Genomic DNA, 21,333 nt, shown 5'->3' on the forward strand with positions numbered 1-21,333 from the left:
GCCGGCCTATCAGGGCCGGCCTTTTCGCATCAGAACGGAATCTTCTGCGACCAGGGCGTGTTGCTTTGCGTACCTACACCCGGGGCGACCTTGATCTTGGTGTCTTCGTTGCTGTTGCTTGTGCCCAGACCGTGCAGGAATTCACCCAAGGTATCGGCCTCGGCCAGCCCTAAACGGGCCACCGCTTGCCCAGGCGGAAATTCCGAGAAATAGAACTCGCCGTTTTCCACGATGATGCCGTCAGGACGAGGGCGCGGCTTTTCTTCCGGCACGCCCTTGAGCACTTCCTGCATGTAATCGACCCAGATTGGCATGGCCACGCCGCCGCCGGTTTCACGCGAACCCAGCGACTTGGGCTGATCAAAGCCCAGCCACGAGGTGGCCACCAGCGAGGGGGTGTAGCCCGAGAACCAGGCGTCGACGGATTCATTGGTCGTACCCGTCTTGCCGGCGATATCGTTGCGCTTGAGCAGGACGCGGGCGCGTGCCGCAGTGCCGAAAGTAGCAACGCCGCGCAGGATGTCGTCCATGACCCAGGCGGTGCGCGGATCGATGGCGCGTGCGGCTGCGTCGCCAGCCACGACCGGCTTGGACTGCATGATGACCTTGCCGTTGCTGTCGGTAACGCGGTCGATCAGGTAGGGCGTGACACGATAGCCGCCGTTGGCGAATACCGAGAACGCGCCGGCCAGCTGCAGGGGCGTGACCGAACCTGCGCCCAGGGCCAGCGGCAGCACCGCTGGCTGGCGGGCCTTGTCAAAGCCAAAGCGGGTCAGGTAGTCCTGCGCGTACTGCGGGCCAATGGCCTGCAAGATGCGGATCGACACCATGTTCTTCGACTTGTACAGACCCTGACGCAAGGTCAGCATGGGTTCGTACTGATTGCCGTAGTTCTTCGGGTTCCAGGCCTTGGAGCCGGTTTGCGCGGCGGTCAGCTCAAACGGCTGGTCCGAAATCTGCGTGGCCGGGGTCAGACCGCGTTCCAGCGAGGCGGCGTAAATGAAGGGCTTGATGTTCGAGCCCGGCTGGCGCCATGCCTGCGTCACGCGGTTGAAGTTGCCGCGGTAGAAGTCGAATCCGCCGACCATGGCGCGAATGGCGCCGTCTTGCGGCGACAAGGCCACAAACGCTGCCTGCACTGCGGGCAGGTTGATGATTTCCCAGTTGTCGCCGAACTTGCGGATATAGACGACCGAGCCGCGCTTGATGCGTTGCTCTGGCTTGGCCTTGTCGTTCAGCGCGCGGGCTACGACGCCCAGCACTTTCTTGTCGGTAACGGTGATGACTTCGCGCGAACTGCGGGCCAGTTTGACTTCAGTCGGGCTGGCAGACAGCACCAGCGCCGTCAGCAGGTCGCCGCTGTCGCTGAACTTATCGAACACACCGTCCAGGAACTCATCCAGCGCTGCCGGGTTGTTCTCGGTGCCCGGGGGCAGGTCCAGTTGTTCTTCGGGGCCGGGGTAGGGCGCGCGGCGCGTGTATTCCAGCACGCCTTCACGCACGGCGCGATAGGCCGCTTCCTGGTCCTTGGACTGCACGGTGGTGTAGATATTGATGCCGCGCGAGTAGACGTTGTCTTGGTACACGTTGAACAGCAGCTGGCGCGCCAGTTCGGCCACGTATTCGCCATGGATGGAGTAGCCGCCGGCCGGGGTGCCTTCCGCCGACTTCATGACGATTTGCTGCGCCATCGCCTGCTTGTATTCGGGTTCGGTCAGGTAGCCCAGCGATTGCATGCGGCCCAGCACGTAACGCTGGCGCAATTCTGCGCGGGGGCGGTTCGAAATCGGGTTGAAGCGCGAGGGCGCCTTCGGAATACCGGCCAGCATGGCGGCTTCGGCAGGCGTCACTTCCGACAGCGGCTTGCCGAAGTAGGTGCGGGACGCCGCGGCGAAACCATAGGCGCGGTGGCCCAGGTAGATCTGGTTCATGTAGAGCTCAAGGATCTGGTCCTTGGTGAGCTCGGACTCGATCTTGAACGTCAGCAGCAATTCATAGAACTTGCGCGAGTACGTTTTCTCGGACGACAGGTAGAAGTTGCGCGCGACCTGCATGGTGATCGTGCTGGCGCCCTGCGTCTTCGACATGTTGATCAGGTTGGTCAGGCCAGCCCGCACCACGCCGGTCCAGTCGATCCCGCCGTGCTGATAGAAGCGGTCGTCTTCGGCTGCCAGCACCGCAGACTTCATGACGTCCGGGATTTCATTGAAGCGCAGCACGTTGCGGCGTTCTTCGCCAAATTCGCCGATCAGGACGCGATCTGCCGTATAGACGCGCAGCGGCACCCGTGGGCGATAGTCCGTCATGGCATTCAGGTCTGGCAGATTGGGCCAGGCCAGCGCCAACGCCATTCCTGCCAGCAGCACGCCGCACAGGAACAGGCCGGCACAGAGGATGCCGGTTTTTACGAAGAATCGCAGTATCGGGGAGCCGCTCTTGGCGGGTTTGTCGTTCTTGGAGGAATTCTGGGGCTTGCTCATCGCGGCGATTTTACGGGTAACTCCGGTCCCGCCTCGGTGCGGGGTATCGGTTTCTGTAACAAGATTGTTCAGTGTGGTGCGCGGGCAACTGGCGGCAGATGTGATAATGCCGTCATGAACTTTTCCGCTCACTCATGTCCGGAGGCTGACCCGGACCCAGTGCCCTCCGACGAGGCGCATGAAAACTTGCCTTGCGCCCTGGAGTGCACAGGCAAAACCGTGTCGTTGCCGCACGACCTGCCCGTCTTCCTGGTTGGGATGATGGGAGCCGGCAAGACGACCATCGGCCGTAGTCTGGCGCGTGCGTTGGGGCGCGAGTTTATGGATTTGGATCATGAGCTCGAGGCGCGTTGCGGCGTGCGGGTGCCGGTAATCTTCGAAATCGAGGGCGAAGCCGGTTTTCGTCGCCGGGAGTCCGCCGCTTTGGAAGAGTGTACCCAACGGCGCAACATTATTCTTGCCACGGGTGGCGGCGCGATCCTGGCGGCCGAAAATCGTCAGCGGCTGCACGAACGGGGCATTGTCGTGTATTTGAGAGCCAGCGTGGACGAATTGTTCCGCAGAACTTGCCGCGACCGGAACCGCCCCTTGCTGGCCACTGCGGACCCCCGCGGCACGCTGCGGGACCTGATGACCCTGCGGGAACCCCTCTATAAAGAAGTAGCGGACCTGGTAGTGGAAACCGGCTCGATGCCCATCCACACCCTCGTCAAGGCGCTGCTGCCGCAATTACAAGCCTTTGAGAAGCGCATATGAACGTTGTTGACGTCGATACCCCGGGCGGAAGCTATCCGATCCACATCGGTCCTGGCCGCCTGGATGCCCTGGACCAGTGCATTCCCGCCGACGCCACAGCGATCGCCGTGGTCACCAATCCCACGGTTGCGGCGCTATATGGCGAACGGGCCGAAGCCGCCTTGGCGCGCACGGGCAAACGGGTGCTGCGGATCGAACTGCCGGACGGCGAGGCCTATAAAGACTGGCAGTCGCTGAATCTGATATTTGACGCCTTGCTGACCCACCGCCTGGACCGCCGCTGTGTGCTGGTGGCGTTGGGGGGCGGCGTGATCGGCGACATGACGGGTTTTGCAGCTGCCGTGTACATGCGTGGCGTGCGTTTTCTGCAAGTCCCAACGACGCTGCTGGCGCAGGTGGATTCGTCCGTCGGCGGCAAGACGGCCGTCAATCATCCGCTGGGCAAGAACATGATCGGCGCGTTCTATCAGCCGCTGGCGGTGGAAATCGATACCGACGTGCTCAATACGTTGCCCGCGCGCGAAGTGTCTGCGGGGCTGGCCGAAGTGATCAAGTACGGCCTGATCCTGGACCCGGACTTCTGGACGTGGTGCGAGGTCAATGCCGAAAAACTGCGCGCGCTGGATTCCCAGGCCGTCACGTATGCCATCCGCCGGTCTTGTGAACTGAAGGCGCAGGTGGTGGGCAAGGATGAGCGCGAATCTGGGTTGCGGGCCATCTTGAACCTCGGCCATACCTTTGGCCATGCGATCGAGTCCGGACTGGGTTACGGCGCCTGGCTGCACGGCGAGGCCGTGGGTTGCGGCATGGTGCAGGCAGCCGAGCTGTCCGCCGATGTGGCGGGTTTTGACCGGGCGGATGTGGAGCGTGTACGCGCGCTCGTGACCGCCATTGGCTGCCCGGCGGTGGCGCCCGATCTGGGCGCGGACCGTTGGCTGGATCTGATGCAGGTCGACAAGAAAACGGAAGGCGGCGAAATCCGCTACGTGCTGATGACCCGGATTGGTGAGGCAATCACCCGGGCAGCTCCCGATGATGCTGTGCGCGCCGTGTTGGCCCGCACCACCCAGTAAACGCCAGGAGAGACGGTGTTGCAGATGAAAGAATTGGCTTCCTACGCATCCGACCCGTCTCAATCGCGCGGGCGAGCCTGCGCAGAGCCGCCGCCGGAAAATCGAACCGAGTTTCAGCGCGACCGGGACCGCATCGTGCATTCCGGCGCGTTTCGCCGTTTGGAATACAAGACCCAGGTCTTTGTGAACCATGAAGGCGATCTGTTCCGTACCCGGCTGACGCATAGCCTGGAAGTGGCACAGATTGCGCGCACGCTGGCTCGCAGCATGGGGCTGTCGGAAGACCTGACCGAAGCGATTTCGCTGGCGCATGACCTGGGCCACACACCGTTCGGCCACGCTGGCCAGGACGAGCTGAACGCCTGCATGCGCGAACTGGCGCCCGAGGCAGGCGGCTTCGAGCACAATCTGCAAAGCCTGCGCGTGGTGGATGAACTGGAAGAACGCTATGCGGACTTCAATGGTTTGAACCTGTGCTTTGAAACTCGGGAAGGCATTTTGAAGCACTGCTCGGCTGCGCACGCGCGCCAGTTGGGCGATGTAGGCGAACGCTTTCTGACGCGCATGCAGCCTTCGCTGGAAGCGCAATTGGCCAACCTTGCGGACGAGGTGGCCTACAACAATCACGATATCGACGATGGCTTGCGGTCCGGACTGATCACGCTGGATCAACTACAGGACGTGTCGATCTTTGAGCGTCATCACGCGGCGGTGCTGGACCGGTATCCGGGCCTGGCTTCGCGCCGCGCGGTGGCTGAGACCATACGGCGCATGATCAATACGCTGATCGTCGACCTGACGCAGACTTCGCTTGCGCGCATTCGCGATGCAGCGCCGGCCAGTGTGGATGATGTGCGGCGTGCGCCGCCTTTGGCAGGGTTTTCAGACGAGATCCGCCGCGAGGCCGATGCCCTGAAGAAATTCCTGTTCGACAACCTGTACCGGCACTACCGCGTATTGCGCATGAGCACCAAGGCGCGCCGCATCGTGCGTGAGTTGTTCTCGGCATTTCTGGATGATCCGCGCCTGTTGCCGCCGGATTACCGACGCGCAGGCTTCAATGAGCAAGCGCGCGCGATTTCCGATTACATCGCCGGCATGACAGACCGTTACGCCATCCGCGAACACAAGCGCCTGTTCGAGATGGCGTAACCGTCCTACCGATGCTTGCGGTAGGGTTCGTCTTCGGGGACGAAGGTGGCTTCAGCGCGCGCATCCCGCATCCAGTCCTGCATGGCAGGCAAGGCCAGGACAGCGTCCATGTAGTCGCGCACCGTACCGGTGGCAGTGATGCCATAGGTGGCGAAACGCGAAACGACCGGTGCGAAGAAGGCATCGGCAATAGAGAATGCGCCGAACAGGAATGGACCGCCTTGGCCAAATTCGGCGCGCGTGTCATGCCAGATGGCATGCAGGCGCGAAATGTCCTTTTGCGCGGCTTCCGGGATGGTGATTCCGGGCAGGTGCGCTTCGACATTCATCGGCAGGGCCTGGCGCAAGGCGCCAAAACCACTGTGCATCTGTGCGGCCAAAGAACGCGCACGAGCGCGTGCCTTCGGGGCTTGCGGCCACAGGCCCGCTTCTGGATGGTGTTCGGCGACGTATTCGCAGATGGCCAGTGAATCCCAGATTGCGAAGTCGCCGTCCAGCAACACCGGGACCAGCCCTGCGGGAGATACGGCGCCCACCCGGCGCGAGAATTCCTCGGTGAAAAACCCAAGTTTTTGTTCCGTGAACGCGACGCCCGTGGCGCGCAGCGCGATCCACGGACGCAAAGACCAGGAAGAGTAATTCTTGTTGCCGATGATCAAGGTGTACATGCTGCTTTCCCCTACGCGTTGAATGCCTGAATCGACTTGTTTGTGTTGTTGCCGATCTACCTGCTGAGATTGCGGCGCAGCAGCTTGCCCAGGTACTGCCCGGTGTGGCTTGCTTGCGTGGCCGCTACATCTTCCGGTGTGCCTTGGGCCACCACGTAACCGCCGCCATCGCCACCTTCCGGACCCATGTCGATGAGCCAGTCGGCGGTTTTGATGACGTCCAGATTGTGTTCAATGATGAGCACGGTGTTGCCGCTGTCGACCAACTGATTCAGCACTTGCAACAGTAGCTCGATATCGCGGAAATGCAAGCCTGTGGTGGGCTCGTCCAGGATGTACAGCGTGCGTCCCGTGCTGCGGCGCGACAGCTCTTGCGACAGCTTGACGCGTTGCGCTTCACCGCCCGACAGCGTGGTCGCGCTTTGGCCCAGGCGAATATAAGACAGACCGACATCGATCAGGGTATGCAGCTTGCGGGAAATGGCCGGCACGGATTCGAAATATTCCAGCGCCTGTTCCACCGTCAGGTCCAGCACTTCGCTGATGTTGCGTCCGCGATAGCGGATTTCCAGCGTTTCACGGTTGTAGCGCTTGCCGTGACAGACGTCGCAGGGGACGTACATGTCGGGCAGGAAGTGCATCTCGACCTTGACCACGCCATCGCCCTGGCAGGCTTCGCATCGGCCGCCCTTGACGTTGAAGCTGAAGCGGCCAGGATCGTAGCCGCGGGTGCGCGCTTCGGGCACGCCCGCGAACAATTCGCGGATGGGCGTGAACAGGCCGGTGTAGGTGGCGGGGTTGCTGCGCGGGGTGCGGCCGATGGGACTTTGGTCGACGCTGATGATCTTGTCGAAGTTCTCCAGCCCCAGCATCGATACGTAGGGGGCGGGTTCACTTTGCGCATGATGCAGCTGGCGCGACACGGCGACTGCCAGCGTGTCATTGATCAGCGTCGATTTGCCGGAACCGGACACGCCTGTCACGCAGACCAGGCGGCCCGCAGGCAGGCGCAGTTCCACGTCTTTCAGGTTGTTCCCGCTGGCGCCGGTCAGGGTCAGCCAAGGCAGTTCGTCGTTGACGGGGCGTCGCGCAGGGATCGCGATCTCGCGCGCGCCGCTCAGGTATTGGCCGGTGAGGGAATTGGGATCGCGCTGCACGGTTTCAGGATCGCCCTGGGCCACCACTTCGCCGCCGTGTTCGCCCGCGCCCGGCCCCATGTCCACGACCCAGTCGGCCATGCGGATCATGTCTTCATCGTGCTCGACGACGATGACGCTGTTGCCCAGGTCGCGCAGGTGTTGAAGGGTGCCGATCAGACGATCATTGTCACGCTGGTGCAAGCCGATGGACGGTTCGTCCAGCACGTACATCACGCCGGTCAGGCCCGAACCGATCTGGCTGGCCAGCCGGATGCGCTGCGCTTCACCGCCCGAGATCGTATCGGCGCTGCGGTCCAGCGACAGATAGTTCAGACCGACGTTATTCAGAAAGCTCAGTCGCGCCTCGATCTCACGCACGATGCGCTGCGCGATCTCTTGTTTGGCGCCCGTCAGATTCAGGTCTCGGAACCACGTCAGGCAGGTCGACAGCGGCATGGCTTCGACTTCGTAGATTGCCTGGCCGTGGCGTTCGCCGCCGCGCGGGTCATGGCCAATCAGCACGTTGCGCGCTTCCGGGCGCAGCCGCGAACCGGCGCAGTCCGGGCAAGTCTTGATGTTGCGGTACTTGCCCAGCTCTTCACGCACGGTCGCCGAATCGGTTTCGCGCCAACGGCGTTCCAGGTTCGGGATGACGCCTTCGAAGGTGTGGCGCTTGACGGTGCTGCGGCCTTTTTCGTTCAGATAAAGGAAAGAGATTTCTTCTTCGCCCGAGCCGTACAGCACCTTGTCGCGCAGCGCTTCGGGGAGCTCTTCGTAGGGGGCTTCGATATCGAATTCGTAATGCGCGGCCAGGCTCGTCAACAGCGAATGCGTGAAGGCATTGCGGCGGTCCCAGCCACGGATGGCACCGGCGGAGAGACTGAGTTCCGGGAAGGCGACCACGCGTTTCGGGTCAAAGAAACCCACCTGACCGATGCCGTCGCAACTGGGGCAGGCGCCCATCGGGTTATTGAAACTGAACAGCCGCGGTTCCAGCTCGGGCAGGCTGTGGCTGCACACCGGGCAGGCATAGCGGCTGGAGAAGACCTGCTCGCGTTCGCTGTCCATGTCCAGCGCGAGCGCGCGCCCGTCGGCCAGCAGCAAGGCCGTTTCGAAGCTCTCTGCCAGACGCTGCTTGCTTTCGGGCTTGATGCGCAGCCGGTCGATCACGACATCGATGTCGTGTTTTTCGGTTTTCTTTAACGGCGCCATGCCGTCGATTTCCACCAGTTGCCCGTCAACCCGCAGGCGGACATAACCCTGCGCTTGCAGGCTGGCGCATTCGTCTTCAAAGCTGCCTTTCTTGCCGCGCGCAATGGGCGCCAGCACAGCCAGGCGCGTCTCGGGCGTCCAGCCCAGCACCGCGTCCACCATCTGGCTGACGCTTTGCGCTTGCAGCGGCAGACCGTGGTCCGGGCAATAGGGCGTGCCCACCCGCGCGTAGAGCAGCCGCAGGTAGTCGTGGATTTCGGTGATGGTGCCGACCGTGGAGCGCGGGTTGTGCCCCGCAGCCTTTTGCTCGATCGAAATGGCCGGTGACAGGCCTTCGATCAGGTCCACGTCCGGCTTGTCCATCAGCTGCAGAAATTGGCGGGCGTAGGCAGAAAGGCTTTCTACGTAACGTCGTTGGCCCTCCGCGTACAGCGTGTCAAACGCCAGCGAAGACTTGCCCGAGCCGGACAAGCCGGTGACGACCACCAGTTTGTGGCGCGGCAGGTCCAGCGAGACGTTCTTAAGGTTGTGGGTGCGTGCACCCCGAATGCGTATCGCGTCCATCGGGCTCTTTTAAGCGGTTTCAAAGGCCAACTTGGTACTATAGCGCGCCGATCCCCCTTGCGTTTGGGGTAGTCCTTGAAGTTGGGCTGACCCGGGGGCCGGCGCCGCTTCGCCAGATCAGACCGCGCACGTGTGACAACCACGCGGGCGCGCCCTTGTCATTGTTGAAATTTCCGCATGCCGGCAGACATCAAACTGAAATTGACCCCTTCCGAACGCCGCGCCAGCGTCGCGCTGGCCGGCCTGTTTGCCGCGCGGATGCTGGGCCTGTTCCTGCTGCTGCCGGTGTTTGCCGTCGCAGCGGCCGGTATGCCGGGCGGGGATGACCCGGCACGCGTCGGGCTGGCGCTGGGCATGTATGGGCTGACTCAGGCCTTTATGCAGATTCCCTTCGGCATGGCGTCCGACCGCTGGGGGCGCCGTCCGGTCGTGCTGTTCGGTCTGCTGCTGTTCGTGGCCGGCAGTATCGTCTGTGCGCAGGCGACTGATGTGTATTGGATCACCATTGGCCGCGCCATCCAGGGGGCGGGCGCCATTTCCGCCGCGGTCACCGCCTGGCTGGCCGACGCTACCCGGGACGAAGTGCGCACGCGTGCCATGGCGATGGTTGGCGGGTCGATTGGTCTTTCGTTTGCGGTGTCGCTGGTGTTGTCGCCCGTGCTGGTGGGGTGGTGGGGCCTGTCAGGCCTGTTCTGGACCATCGCCTGTCTGGGCGTCATCTGCCTGGGCGTGGCGCGCTGGGTCGTGCCGGTGGTGCCGCGCACCCAGGCCCGCACCATGCAGGCCGCGAATCCGCGGTCAGTGCTGACTCATCGCGACCTGTTGCGCTTGAATTTCGGCGTTTTCGTACTGCATTTGATCCAGGTGTCGTTGTTTGTCGTCGTGCCTGCGCTGCTGGCCAAGGTGGGCGGCCTGGACGCGCGTGAGCTCTGGAAGGTTTATCTGCCGGTCATTCTGGTGTCCTTCGTGCTGATGGTGCCGGTGGTGTTCGTGGCGGAAAAGCGCCGCGCGCATCGCGGCGCATTGCGTGCCGCGGTTGCGGGGCTGGTGCTGGTGTGCGCCTTGCTGCCTGCGGCCAGCCACGGTTTTTACACGCTGGCCATCGCGTTGACCGGCTTTTTCGTAGCTTTCAACGTGTTGGAAGCCTTGCAGCCATCGCTGGTGTCCCGAGTGGCGCCGCAGGCGTACAAGGGCTTGGCGCTGGGTTTCTACAACACCGCCCAGGCGGCTGGCCTGTTCGCCGGTGGTGCGCTGGGTGGCTGGCTGGCGTCGCATTCAGGGGCCAGCGCGGTCTTCGTGGGCGCTGCCATCCTGTCGGCAATCTGGCTGGCTGTTACTTGGGCGCTCAGGCCACTGGCCTGAAGCTGCCTCCCCGGGGGATGCGTCCCCGACATGGGTCGGAAAGTCGCTGATTGGGTCGTGAACTGCTGCCAACAGCCGGGAAATCCGTTTCCAGGACCGGGCAGCTTTGTCACTCTTCCCATTTGGCGTGGCGGACGCTTTTCGTCGATAATACGTACCAAATAGGGCTTCAACGGCATCGCCGGTCATCGCTACGATGACCGGCGTGTTTCATGAAGCCGGTCTTCAACATCGCTTTTTATGTTGTTGCTGGCGCGCTCGCGGCAACGCACAGGCGCAGGCTGTCAACAACAGAGGGACATCGGCATGGCATCGGTTAACAAAGTCATACTCGTGGGCAATCTGGGACGTGACCCGGAAGTTCGCTACAGCCCGGACGGGGCGGCAATCTGCAATATGTCCATTGCCACGACCTCGTCCTGGAAGGACAAGGCCAGCGGCGAAAAGCGCGAAGAAACCGAATGGCACCGCGTCGTCATGTACAACCGCTTGGCTGAAATCGCCGGCGAATACCTGAAGAAAGGCCGTTCGGTCTACATCGAAGGCCGTCTGAAGACGCGCAAGTGGCAAGACAAGGACACCGGCGCTGACCGCTTCAGCACCGAAGTCGTTGCCGACCAGATGCAAATGCTGGGTGGCCGCGAAGACGGCGGTGGCGGTGGCGCAAGCTACGGCGGCGGCGGCGGTTACGACGACGCTCCGTCGCGTCCGCAACAACAACGCGCCCCGGCGCAACGCCCGGCGCCGCAACAGCGTCCGGCCCCCGCAGCAGCTCCGGCCAGCAGCGGCGCCAATCTGGCGGATATGGACGACGATATTCCGTTCTGATTCACGCCTGTGACGCGTTTATCACGCGTCCTTCGCTACAAAGCCCTCGCAATGCGAGGGCTTTGTCATTTGCGCGAATGAATAGCGGGATAGCGCATTCAGGTGCTTTCCCCAAAATCGCGGCTAATCACTTCTAGCCGCCACTTTCAGACAATTCGCCCCTGCTGTATGCGGGATTTCGGATTGATCCTAGAACCGGCGTGCCCTCCAGGCGTTACCGTTTCCGCTGGGTACTGAGCTGTACCCATGGCGTTCGCGAAACGGACTCCATCGATTCCCAGACGATCAGCTACGCCAGACTTCAGCGGCGCGTGGCTTGCCGTCGTTCGCGGCACATTCGTTCTGGCAGATCTACTACCTGCTGGCCATGTGTTGCAACTTGCACAAAGGAAGGCAGTACATGTTTTTACCTCGCATTCTTGGCTTGTCTCTGGTTTTGAGCGCTGGTGTGATGCTGGCCGGTTGCGGCGATGACGATGCCAAATCACAGGCTGCTCCTGCTGCCGCTGCTGCCGCCAAATCGAGCTCTGCCCAGGCCGAAATCACCAAGTACAACAGCTACGTGGATGCGGCCAACAGCATTACCTCGTCTTTCGGAGAGATGCTGGGGAAATATGAGCAGTACGCGCTGCCCGAACTCAAGAGTGGCGAACCGCTGAAGAGTTTTGCCGTCCAGACCGATGGCCATGTGGACCGCGTCAAGGCAAGGCTGGACAAGGCCCTGGAGCAGGACGTGGCCATCGCCGAGCTCGATGGCCCGGCCAAAGCTTTTTCGGAAGCCTTGGGTACCCTGGCGCCCCTCAGCCGGGAATTGGCGAACTACGCCAGCTCGCGGGCCTATATGGCAGATAACGGAGCGCTGGCGCGAGAGAAGAGTCCGGCCTATGTCGCGGCCTTGACCGAAGCGGCCAAAACCGAGGCCGCGTTTTTCCGGGGTATGTCTGAAAAAGATCTGGCCAACGTCAAGGCAACCTTCACCGCCGCCGAAAAAGACACGTTCAACTACTACCGCGCTGGGCTGGTCTACTACGGCAAAGCCAGTCTGGCCGAAGCCGATGGCATTTTTGAGGGCACTGGACTGGGAGAGCGGCAGGCCGCGTTCAAGCAGGCGCTGGACAGCATGAATGAGATGGCGTTGGGGTACGACAAAACGGGTCCCAAAAGCGATTTGTCCGGTTGCAGTAGCCACATCAACGGATACCTCGCTGCGGGCCGCACGGTGCTGGAGCATTCTGCTGACGGCACGTACGGCAAGCCCAAGGGTTTTGCCCTTACCAGCACCATGGACAGTGATGGGTCCCGGTTGCGCCAGAATTTTTCCAACATGATCACTACCTTCAACCAGCGGCGCTGCTGATTTGCCCTGAGTAGTCTCTTAGGCTTGGCTGCCTGTGACTTTGGTGTCCAGGCCGCTTACAAAGCAGACTCCATGCGGCCTTACGGTTTCCGCAAGGAGTCTGCAATTACCACGCGGAAATATTTCGTTTCACTAAAGTCTATTGCGCTATCTATCTAGTAGTAGGTAAGATTCATCCATCGACGCAGCGAACCAAACAAACCGCCAGACGCCGAAGCCAGAAATACAGTAGGACCGCTTTTTTATTTATCTAGCTGTCTACCTATAAGTAGATAGTTTAATCGAAACTCACTTTGAAATCGTTATCTGGAGATCAACCATGAAGACCCTCGTATCCGCCCTGATCCTGTCCGCCTCGTTCATTGGCGCCGCCCAAGCTGGCGAGCTGGACTATCCGCCCGCCCTGAACACCCAAAGCACTGTTACCCGCGCCCAAGTACAGCAAGAACTGGCAGCGGCCCGCGCCAACGGTGAACTCGTGTCCGGTGAAGAAGGTTATGCCGCCACGGCTTTCGCTTCTGCCAGCACCAGCAACAAGACCCGCGCCCAAGTGACGCAAGAATTGGCCGCCGCCCGTGCTCAAGGTTTGACCGAAAGCGGTGAATTGGATTACCCGCCCGTTCAAGGCTGAATTTTTGACTCTTTATCTATCTAGTCATAGATAGCGTTCCATCCAACCCACATCGATCCAATCTGGAGATCAACCATGAAGACCCTCGTATCCGCCCTGATTTTGTCCGCCTCGTTCATTGGCGCCGCTCAAGCCGGTGAACTGGATTACCCGCCCGCACTGAACACGCAGAGCTCGGTAACCCGCGCCCAAGTGCAACAAGAGCTGGCTTCTGCTCGTGCTCAAGGCCAACTGGTATCCGGCGAAGAAGGTTATGCCGCCACGACGCTGACCGCTGCCACTACCGGCGAGAAGACGCGCGCTCAGGTGCAGCAAGAACTGGCTGCCGCCCGTGCACAAGGCCTGACCGAAAGCGGCGAGCTGCAATACCCGCCCGTGCAAGGCTAAACAGGATGCCGGCACATGCGAACCCCGGGGGGCGGAAAGTTTTCCGGCCGGGGTTCGCACGGGCGTTCCGGCCCGCTTGCTTAGGGCGGCCACCGATGACGAACCGACCTATTAGTAGGTAATATTCAGCCATGGACACTCCCAACACGACCCGCGAACTGCTTCTGGCCCACGCCGAGAAGTTGATCCGCACACGCGGCTGCAATGGTTTCAGCTATCGAGACCTGGCTGAACATGTGGGCGTAAAGACGTCCAGCATTCACTATTACTTTCCGGGCAAAGACGACCTGCTGTACGAGGCGGTCGAGGCCTATAGCGCACGCGCGCTGGGTTCGGTGCGAGCCATTGATACGGCGCTGCCCGCGCAGGAGCAGCTTGAGCAATACCTGTCGATGATGGAGTCGCGCGCCTGTGGCTCTGGCGAACTCTGCTTGGGCGGCATGCTCGCGGCCGATATCATGAGCCTGTCCGATCGCGTACGCGGCGCATTGCAAGGCTTCTTCCGCGCGCATGAAGTGTGGCTGGCGCGTGTGTTGGCCGAAGGCGCCGCGCAAGGAAGTTTGAAATTTTCGGGCACGTCCGAAGCTGCGGGCCGCGCCGTGTTTGCGACCGTGCAGGGCTGCCTGCTCGTGTCTCGCTTGTTTCAGCAGCCGCCTGCGCTGTGCGAAGCGATCAGCACCTTGTATGTCGAGTGCGACAAGGCTGGCAAATCCGCCTGACGGGCAGCTCGCTTACGCGAGCGCTTCACCACTACGGCCGCCTGCATGTGCAAGGCGGCCGTTGTCATTTCAAGATTCAGACCTGCAGGGCCCGCGCCATATCCACGCTGGTACGTTCCTGCACGCCCAGGTCGCGCATGCGTTGCAGGAAGGTGGTCTGCGCATCTTCGAATCCAGCGACGGGGCTCATGCAGTCGGTCAGCAGCACAATGCGTGAGAGATTCCCGCCCGGCAGATGTTCGGCCAGGTGTTCCACGGTTGCCTTGACGCAATGGCTGCCGGCTTCACCCGCGATCACGATGAGTTCTGCGCGGTCCAGCGAATCGACCAAGCCCCGGTTGAGTTGGCTGCGCGGATCATCGGCATCTGGAACTTCGGCCATCAGCGCGCTGTAATGCTCGGTCCAGGGATTCGTGCCTTTGGGCACCTTGCGCACGATGAACTGGCCATCGTCTTCCCAGCGGCTGTATGCCGCCCGCACGTCCGCGTGCACGTTGTGGCCCCACGTCCCGATCTCGCAATGAACCGGCCACACCATCAACGTATAGCGGCCGCGTGCCTCAAGTTCGGCCAGATAGGACATGGTGCGCGGCAGGTCGTCCGCGTGGCGCGGAAGAAAGGCCCCGGCGCGCACCTGCGCAGCGGTGATGGGCGTGAAGGGTTCCACCGGCTGGCCGTCACCGGTGGCCCAGAAGGTCGGGTGGGCGATGTCCAGGCGGTGGTGGGTATCAAGCGTCACCGTGATGGACGTCAGCGCGGATGCGGTCGCATCGATAAAGCGCGCCAGACGCTGCATGTCGGCGTGCGCGCCCGAGACCGGCAGTGAGGGCCGGGTGAGTTGTCCAGTTAGCGGGTCGGGCGGCAGATAAGTCTCGGGCAGATCGCAGAAGTCATTTTGCGGATCGACGAGCAGTAGATGGATGGAGCGCGGCATGGCGAAATTCGGTGGGGATATCCCGGAAGAATATAGACCGGAAGGCTCGCGGTCACTAGAACAGCACGAGATGAGCCGCGCAGTTGGGCAATTGCCGAAGCAACGCGCTCCATTGGCGCCATAGGTAGGCAAGGGTAGCGAAGGCAACGATTGCGGTGGCGATCCACATGGCAAACTCCGAACGATATTCGCACGACCGTGCGAAATTAGTTGCAAGAAAAGGCCAGCGATTGCCGGCCCGGAATGGGGACTACTCCAGGTACTTAAAGCTGCGGTAAGTGGAAATCAGCCGTTCGTAGGCGGCGCGGACTCGCGCAGGCGCTTTGGGGTCCCGTAGAAAACGGGCGTCGTGCATCAGGCCGATCATCAGGCTGTAGACCTCGAACACGAGCTGCTCGGCGTCAGTGTCAGGGCGTAGATGGCCAGCTTCCAAAGCCTGATTCACCGTGCGCACCATCGCGCCGCGCCAGCGCCTGAGGTTGCTTTCCAGCACTGCCCGGATGGGAGATTCCACATCGTCGTACTCGAAGGCGCCGGCGACATAGATGCAGCCTGTCAGCAGTTCTACGTTGCTGGCGCGTTCGATCCACAGCGAGACCAGCGCGTTCAAGCGCGGCAGGCCGCGGGGATGCGCCATGGCGGGCGTGAAGACGGCGGCGACGAAACGGCGGTCGTATTCATCCAGCACGGCCTGTTGCAGCGCCTCTAGCGACCCGACGCGAGAAAACACGCCACTTTTGCTGATCCCCAGGTGCTTGGCGACTTGGCCGAGCGACAGGCTTTCCATGCCTTGCGCCGCTGCCATGTCCACGGCAGCGTCCACAATGGCCGCAAAGGTCAGTTCGCTTTTCTCGGTTTTTGCTGTCATGGCGGCAAATTTAGCACGGACGTGCGAAATTTGGTGAATCTTTAATTCACGTCTGGCACGAATAAAAAAACCGGGCAGCCAAGGCTGCCCGGTCCGGTACGGTATCTCAGGTAATTCAGCCTTGCGCGGCTTTGAATTCCAGGCGGTATTTGTGCAACAGCGGTTCGGTGTAGCCGTTGGGCTGCGTCAGCCCTTCGAACACCAGCGCGCATGCAGCCTTAAAGGCAAGCGAGGTATCGAAATTGCCGGCCATAGGCTGGTACAGCGCGTCGCCCGCGTTCTGGCCGTCAACGACCTTGGCCATGCGCTTGAACGTTTCCATGACCTGATCCTTATTGGTCACGCCATGACGCAGCCAGTTGGCGATGTGCTGGCTGGAAATACGCAGCGTGGCGCGGTCTTCCATCAGACCCACGTTGTGGATGTCGGGCACCTTGGAGCATCCAACGCCCTGGTCGATCCAGCGCACCACGTAACCGAGGATGCCTTGAACGTTGTTGTCCAGCTCTTGTTGAATGTCGGTAGCGGACCACTTGGACCGGTCGCCAACCGGCACGGTCAAGAGACCGCCCAGCAGATCGTCGCGAACGCTGTCGAGCTTGGTGCGTTCCAGCTCTTGCTGCACGGCTTGGACATCGATCTGGTGGTAGTGCAGGGCGTGCAGCGTGGCGGCGGTGGGCGAAGGCACCCATGCCGTGTTCGCGCCAGCCTTGGGATGCGCGATTTTTTGTTCCAGCATGGCCGCCATCAGGTCCGGCATGGCCCACATGCCTTTGCCGATCTGGGCGCGGCCGCGCAGGCCAGTGTCCAGCCCGACAAGCACGTTGTTGCGCTCGTAAGCGGTGATCCAGGCGGTGGATTTCATGTCGCCCTTGCGCAGCATCGGGCCGGCCTCCATGCTGGAGTGCATTTCGTCGCCGGTGCGATCCAGAAAGCCCGTGTTGATGAACGCCACGCGCGAGGCGGCCGCGCCGATGCAGGCTTTCAGGTTGATGCTGGTGCGACGCTCTTCGTCCATGATGCCCATTTTCAGGGTGTTGCGCGGTACCTTGATCAGGTCTTCAACACGATCGAAGAGTTCGCTGGCGAACGCGGCTTCGACCGGGCCGTGCATTTTGGGCTTCACGATGTAGACCGAACCGGTGCGCGAATTCAGCTTGTGCTTGCGATCTTGCAGCGCGGCCAGGCTGGTGACGACAGCATCCAGAATGCCTTCGGGAATTTCAAGGCCGTCGCGGTCCAGGATGGCCGGGTTGGTCATCAAGTGGCCCACGTTACGCACGAACATCAGCGACCGGCCATGCAGGGTCAGCGCGGTGCCATCGGGACGCGTGTAGTCGCGGTCGGCGTTGAGCTTGCGGGTGAAGGTCTTGCCGCCCTTGGTGACGTCTTCTGTCAGATCGCCACGCATCAGGCCGAGCCAATTGCGATAGATGTGGACCTTGTCTTCTGCATCGACGGCCGCGACGGAATCTTCGCAGTCCATGATGGTGGTCAGTGCGGCTTCCACCAACACGTCTTTGACGCCTGCGGCATCGGTGCTGCCTATGCTGTTTGCGCGATCGATCTGGATTTCGAAGTGCAGGCCATTGTTTTTCAACAGGATGGCCGTGGGGGCGGCAGCCGCTCCCTGGTAGCCCGCGAACTGCGTAGCGGCCTTCAGGCCGGTGACGCCGTTTGCCGTTGCGACGCGCAGTTGGCCGCCCTCAACGGTATAACCGCGAGCATCGGCATGCGAGCCTTGGGCCAGCGGGGCGGCTGTGTCCAGAAAGCTGCGGGCGCGCGCGATGACGGCTGCGCCACGGTCCGCGTTATAGCCGCGGCCGGTGTCGCCGGGCGTGGCGGGAATGGCGTCGGTGCCGTAGAGCGCGTCGTACAGGCTGCCCCAGCGCGCGTTGGCGGCGTTCAGCGCGTAGCGCGGGTTCGACATCGGCACGACCAATTGCGGGCCAGCCTGTTGCGAGATTTCGGTATCGACGTTGTCAGTGGTGGCGCGAACCGTGGCCGGTTGCGGCAGCAGATAGCCGATGCTTTCCAGAAATTTGCGGTATGCGGCCGGATCGGCGATAGGGCCCGGATGGGCGCGATGCCAGGCGTCGAGTTCGGCCTGAAGGCGGTCGCGCTCGGCCAGCAGTGCGCGGTTCTTGGGCGCCAGGTCATGGACCAGCGCGGCAAACCCTTGCCAGAACGCGTCGGTGTCCAGGCCGGAGCCGGCCAGGGCTTCTTGTTCGATGAATTGGTTGAGATTGGCCGCCACTTGCAGGCCGTGGTGCTGGATGCGTTGAGTCATGCGGGTCTCTAGCGGTAAGTAGGGCTGGCCGACGCCGGGCGCCGGGCGAATCTGTCCTGACATCATCGTTCGCGTCCGCGGCAATGTCTATATCAAAACTCACTGGTCATACCAGTTTGTGTTCGCGGCTTCAGACAAATCGCTGATTTTTATGTTTCTATATCAGCTACTTACAGAGGCTTGGTCAAACTGCTCTAATCAATGAGGAGCATGGTCATACCACTGGGCCGGAGAACGCATGTACGCGGAAACAGAAGAAAAGCCCCGCCAGGTGGCGGACGAGGTGGCCGAACGGATCGAGCGTCTGATTCTGGATGGCGTGCTCAAGGCCGGGCAGGCGCTGCCGTCCGAGCGCCGTTTGACCGAAAAGCTTGGGGTATCGCGTACCGCGTTGCGCGAAGGCCTGAAGCTGTTGCGGGCGCGCGAAATCATTCATACCGCGCAGGGCAAGGGCTCTTATGTGGCGCATATCTCGAAGGTGGACGCCGGCCCGTTGATGCACTTGTTCAACTCGCAGCCGCGCACGCTATATGACTTGTTGGAGGTGCGGTCGCTGCTTGAGGCTGAATCGGCGCGGCTGGCTGCAATTCGCGGCACTGAGGCGGACTTCATCATGATCCGCCGACGCTATGACGAAATGGTGAGCGCGCAAGGCACTGCGACGGACACCGCCACGCACGCGCACCTGGACCACGCGTTCCATCTGGCGATCTGCGAGGCCTCGCACAATCCGGTGTTGGTGCACACGCTGCAATCGCTGACCGATCTGCTGTTGGGATCGGTATTCGCGTGCGTAAACAATCTCTACCACCGCGAACCCGAGAAACGCCAGATTGACCGGCAACATACCCGGCTGTTCAACGCGGTGATCGGACGACAGCCCGAACAGGCGCGTAAGGCCGCAGCGGACCATGTGGACAGTGTGCGTCAGAGCCTGTCCGATATCGAACAGGAAGAACAGCGCCTGGTGCGCGCGACGCTGCGTCTTGAAGGGTGGACGTAGCGCCGCGCGGTCGAGCTGCGTGTTGCTTTAGCGGTCGGCCATGGCGCTGCCGGCCAATGCCAGCGGCTTGCCCGCGTAGATCCGGCCAAAGCGGTTGTTCAGCAGCGCGTCCAGTTCGATGGCTTCCTGGCCCACGAATCCCTGTTGCGCGAGCACGCCCTGCGCCACCAGATCCAGCGCGGCGCAAATACCGGCCGCGGTCGACAACTGAATGGCGCTCAAGCGGTGGCCGTCCACATCTGCGCCGAACACACGGATCGGGTAGGACTCTTCTTCCAGGCGGCCGTGGCGATGGCCCGAAGCCGACACCTGAATGACGATGACATCCTGCTCGGTAGTGGGGATGGCGGATTCAAAAATTTCTTTCAGCAGATCGCGGCGGTCACGCAGGCGCAGATCATTGAGCAGCAGCTTCATGATGTTGCAGTGGCCGGGGTAGCGCACCGACTTGTAGTCCACATTGCGCGCGCGGCCAAGCAGGGTGGCAGGCAAGGTGCCCAGGCCGCCTGATGTGTTGAAGGCTTCGTATTCCACGCCATCCAGCGCAAAGGTTTCGTAGCCTTCCAAGGCCGGTACGCTGGTCAATTGCCCGTCGACAATGGCTTCGCAAGGATTGCAGTACTCGTTGATAAGGCCCTCGGTGCTCCACGTCAGGTTGTAGCGCAGGCTGTTGGAGGGGTAGCGCGGCAGGGCGCCGACGCGCATGCGCAGGTCCAACAAGGTGTCAAAGCGGCGAGCCAAAGCGTTGCCCACGATGCCGATGAAGCCGGGTGCCAGACCACATTGCGGCATCAACACACTGCGTACGTTTTCCGCCAGCGCCTGAATGGCGTGGGTGCTGGCCACGTCCTCGGTAAGATCGAAGTAATGCACGCCAGCACGGGCGCACAAACCGGCGACTGCTGTCGCGCGATGAAATGGCAGGGCGTTGACTACGGCATAGGCGCCTTCGATGCAGCGCGCCACCGAGGCGTCGTCGCTGATCTGGCGGGTTTCGCAGCCAAGCTCGGCAACAACGGCTAGACGGGCGGGGTCTTGGTCAGCAACCAGTACCGAATAGTCGCCGCTGCGTTCCAGCATCAGCGCGATGGCGAAACCGATTTTTCCAGCGCCAAGCAGTACGACGGGACGGGTGGTGGTGGACATGATGCTGCTCCTGCAATCAAAGGGGGATGGGTTGGCCTCATCCTATGCGCGAGCAGTGTCGATTTGTAGATCCGAAAGTGGCGTAACGGTTTAAGTTAACGTCGTTATGACTTAATTTGATGTCGAAACGTCAAAAACAAAGCCCTTCGGCTTGTGGCCGAAGGGCTTTTCAGGGGCTGACACGGCCTGTTCAGGCCCGTGGATCAGCTGCCCATGGGGGGGTAGTCCATGTTGCCGAAGGTGACCAGGCCTTCTGCCTTGGCTTGCGCCAGTTGCGATTGCACTTGAGCGCGCGTCAGCGACGTGGCGGTTTCAGCAGCGGCGACGGGCGGGTAGTCCAGGTTGCCGAAGGTGACTTCGCCGGCGGTCTTGGCCTGGGCCAGTTCAGCTTGCACTTGTTGCGAGGTCAGGCTGGACTTCTGGGCGATGGGGGCGGGGTAGCCTTCTTCGCCGAACGTGTATTGGCCCGAAACCTTGGCTTGTTGCAGTTCGGCCTGGACCTGAGCGCGGGTGGCGGTTTGGTCGGCTTCAGCGGCTTGAGCGCCGGCGGCCAGAACGGTCATGGACAGCATCAATGCGGTTGCAAGGGTTTTCATAGCAGACCTCCAGTGTCTTGTGAGCTTGGGATCCGAACCACTAGCGTCATTGCTGGGGGTTCGCTTGCTGTGTCCCGATGAGATGCATTCTGGCCCTAAAGAACCCTGGGATAAACCCTTATTACCTGAAAACATATTTCCAAAATCGTGCCTAATCGGTTTGGATTT

General features: G+C 61.7%; 18 protein-coding genes. 10 read left to right on the top strand and 8 right to left on the bottom strand.

All coding sequences use genetic code 11. From position 1 onward, the window contains the following. Nucleotides 1-29: 29 nt before the first annotated feature. The gene (locus RAS12_RS22340; RefSeq protein ID WP_306941495.1) at nt 30-2,480 is read right to left on the bottom strand and encodes a penicillin-binding protein 1A; all 2,451 of its coding nucleotides are present in this window, start codon (nt 2,478-2,480) and stop codon (nt 30-32) included. 114 nt (nt 2,481-2,594) lie between these two features. Here RAS12_RS22340 and RAS12_RS22345 point away from each other — a divergent pair, with 114 nt between their 5' ends. The 3 genes from RAS12_RS22345 to RAS12_RS22355 are packed head-to-tail and all read left to right on the top strand — an operon-like array spanning nt 2,595 to nt 5,461. Beyond that, on the top strand, nt 2,595-3,236 hold the full coding sequence (locus RAS12_RS22345; RefSeq protein ID WP_306941498.1) for a shikimate kinase: 642 nt from the start codon (nt 2,595-2,597) through the stop codon (nt 3,234-3,236). Continuing rightward, nucleotides 3,233-4,309: a 3-dehydroquinate synthase gene (gene aroB, locus RAS12_RS22350; RefSeq protein ID WP_306941499.1), complete on the top strand. Its 1,077-nt coding sequence runs from the start codon at nt 3,233-3,235 to the stop codon at nt 4,307-4,309. The genes RAS12_RS22345 and aroB overlap by 4 nt, the downstream gene beginning before the upstream one ends. Before the next feature lie 24 nt (nt 4,310-4,333). Then, nucleotides 4,334-5,461, top strand: coding sequence for a deoxyguanosinetriphosphate triphosphohydrolase (locus RAS12_RS22355; RefSeq protein ID WP_306951570.1), 1,128 nt, complete (start codon nt 4,334-4,336; stop codon nt 5,459-5,461). 5 nt (nt 5,462-5,466) lie between these two features. Here RAS12_RS22355 and RAS12_RS22360 read toward each other — a convergent pair whose 3' ends face one another. Further along, a complete protein-coding gene (locus RAS12_RS22360) occupies nt 5,467-6,129 on the bottom strand; it encodes a glutathione S-transferase family protein (RefSeq protein ID WP_306941500.1) in 663 nt (220 codons plus the stop codon). A gap of 56 nt (nt 6,130-6,185) precedes the next feature. Then, nucleotides 6,186-9,044, bottom strand: a complete 2,859-nt coding sequence (gene uvrA, locus RAS12_RS22365; protein ID WP_306941503.1) for an excinuclease ABC subunit UvrA — start codon at nt 9,042-9,044, stop codon at nt 6,186-6,188. Between the two features lie 177 nt (nt 9,045-9,221). On the opposite strand from uvrA, the gene RAS12_RS22370 reads away from it, so the two are divergent. From RAS12_RS22370 to RAS12_RS22395, 6 genes are all read left to right on the top strand, one after another. Beyond that, nucleotides 9,222-10,406, top strand: coding sequence for an MFS transporter (locus RAS12_RS22370; RefSeq protein WP_306941505.1), 1,185 nt, complete (start codon nt 9,222-9,224; stop codon nt 10,404-10,406). Nucleotides 10,407-10,712: 306 nt separating this feature from the next. After that, nucleotides 10,713-11,234, top strand: a complete 522-nt coding sequence (gene ssb / locus RAS12_RS22375) for a single-stranded DNA-binding protein (protein WP_306941508.1) — start codon at nt 10,713-10,715, stop codon at nt 11,232-11,234. A gap of 400 nt (nt 11,235-11,634) precedes the next feature. Continuing rightward, nucleotides 11,635-12,591 carry a DUF3829 domain-containing protein gene (locus RAS12_RS22380; RefSeq protein ID WP_306941509.1) on the top strand — a complete coding sequence of 319 codons (957 nt, stop codon included), beginning with the start codon at nt 11,635-11,637 and terminating at the stop codon, nt 12,589-12,591. A gap of 319 nt (nt 12,592-12,910) precedes the next feature. Further along, nucleotides 12,911-13,222: a DUF4148 domain-containing protein gene (locus RAS12_RS22385; RefSeq protein ID WP_306941511.1), complete on the top strand. Its 312-nt coding sequence runs from the start codon at nt 12,911-12,913 to the stop codon at nt 13,220-13,222. Nucleotides 13,223-13,297: 75 nt separating this feature from the next. Then, the gene (locus RAS12_RS22390; RefSeq protein ID WP_306941513.1) at nt 13,298-13,609 is read left to right on the top strand and encodes a DUF4148 domain-containing protein; all 312 of its coding nucleotides are present in this window, start codon (nt 13,298-13,300) and stop codon (nt 13,607-13,609) included. A 131-nt stretch (nt 13,610-13,740) separates the two neighbouring features. Next, the gene (locus tag RAS12_RS22395) at nt 13,741-14,328 is read left to right on the top strand and encodes a TetR/AcrR family transcriptional regulator (protein WP_306941514.1); all 588 of its coding nucleotides are present in this window, start codon (nt 13,741-13,743) and stop codon (nt 14,326-14,328) included. Between the two features lie 76 nt (nt 14,329-14,404). Here the strand turns inward: RAS12_RS22395 and RAS12_RS22400 are convergent, their stop codons facing one another. The 3 genes from RAS12_RS22400 to RAS12_RS22410 form a co-directional block, all read right to left on the bottom strand. Continuing rightward, nucleotides 14,405-15,262, bottom strand: coding sequence for a cysteine hydrolase family protein (locus RAS12_RS22400; RefSeq protein WP_306941516.1), 858 nt, complete (start codon nt 15,260-15,262; stop codon nt 14,405-14,407). A 250-nt stretch (nt 15,263-15,512) separates the two neighbouring features. After that, nucleotides 15,513-16,130 (bottom strand): TetR/AcrR family transcriptional regulator, encoded by a 618-nt coding sequence (locus RAS12_RS22405; RefSeq protein WP_306941517.1) that lies wholly within the window; start codon nt 16,128-16,130, stop codon nt 15,513-15,515. A gap of 115 nt (nt 16,131-16,245) precedes the next feature. Further along, a complete protein-coding gene (locus RAS12_RS22410) occupies nt 16,246-18,420 on the bottom strand; it encodes a malate synthase G (protein WP_306941519.1) in 2,175 nt (724 codons plus the stop codon). A gap of 238 nt (nt 18,421-18,658) precedes the next feature. Here RAS12_RS22410 and glcC point away from each other — a divergent pair, with 238 nt between their 5' ends. Next, nucleotides 18,659-19,423, top strand: a complete 765-nt coding sequence (gene glcC, locus RAS12_RS22415) for a transcriptional regulator GlcC (protein WP_306941520.1) — start codon at nt 18,659-18,661, stop codon at nt 19,421-19,423. 27 nt (nt 19,424-19,450) lie between these two features. On the opposite strand, the gene RAS12_RS22420 is transcribed toward glcC, so the two are convergent. Together RAS12_RS22420 and RAS12_RS22425 are read right to left on the bottom strand one after the other, a co-directional pair. Continuing rightward, nucleotides 19,451-20,569, bottom strand: a complete 1,119-nt coding sequence (locus RAS12_RS22420) for a saccharopine dehydrogenase family protein (protein WP_306941522.1) — start codon at nt 20,567-20,569, stop codon at nt 19,451-19,453. Nucleotides 20,570-20,772: 203 nt separating this feature from the next. Further along, entirely contained in the window at nt 20,773-21,165 is a 393-nt protein-coding gene (locus tag RAS12_RS22425; RefSeq protein WP_306941524.1) for a DUF4148 domain-containing protein, read from the bottom strand. Nucleotides 21,166-21,333: the final 168 nt, after the last annotated feature.

This window comes from Achromobacter seleniivolatilans, assembly GCF_030864005.1.
Lineage (GTDB): Bacteria > Pseudomonadota > Gammaproteobacteria > Burkholderiales > Burkholderiaceae_B > Achromobacter > Achromobacter seleniivolatilans.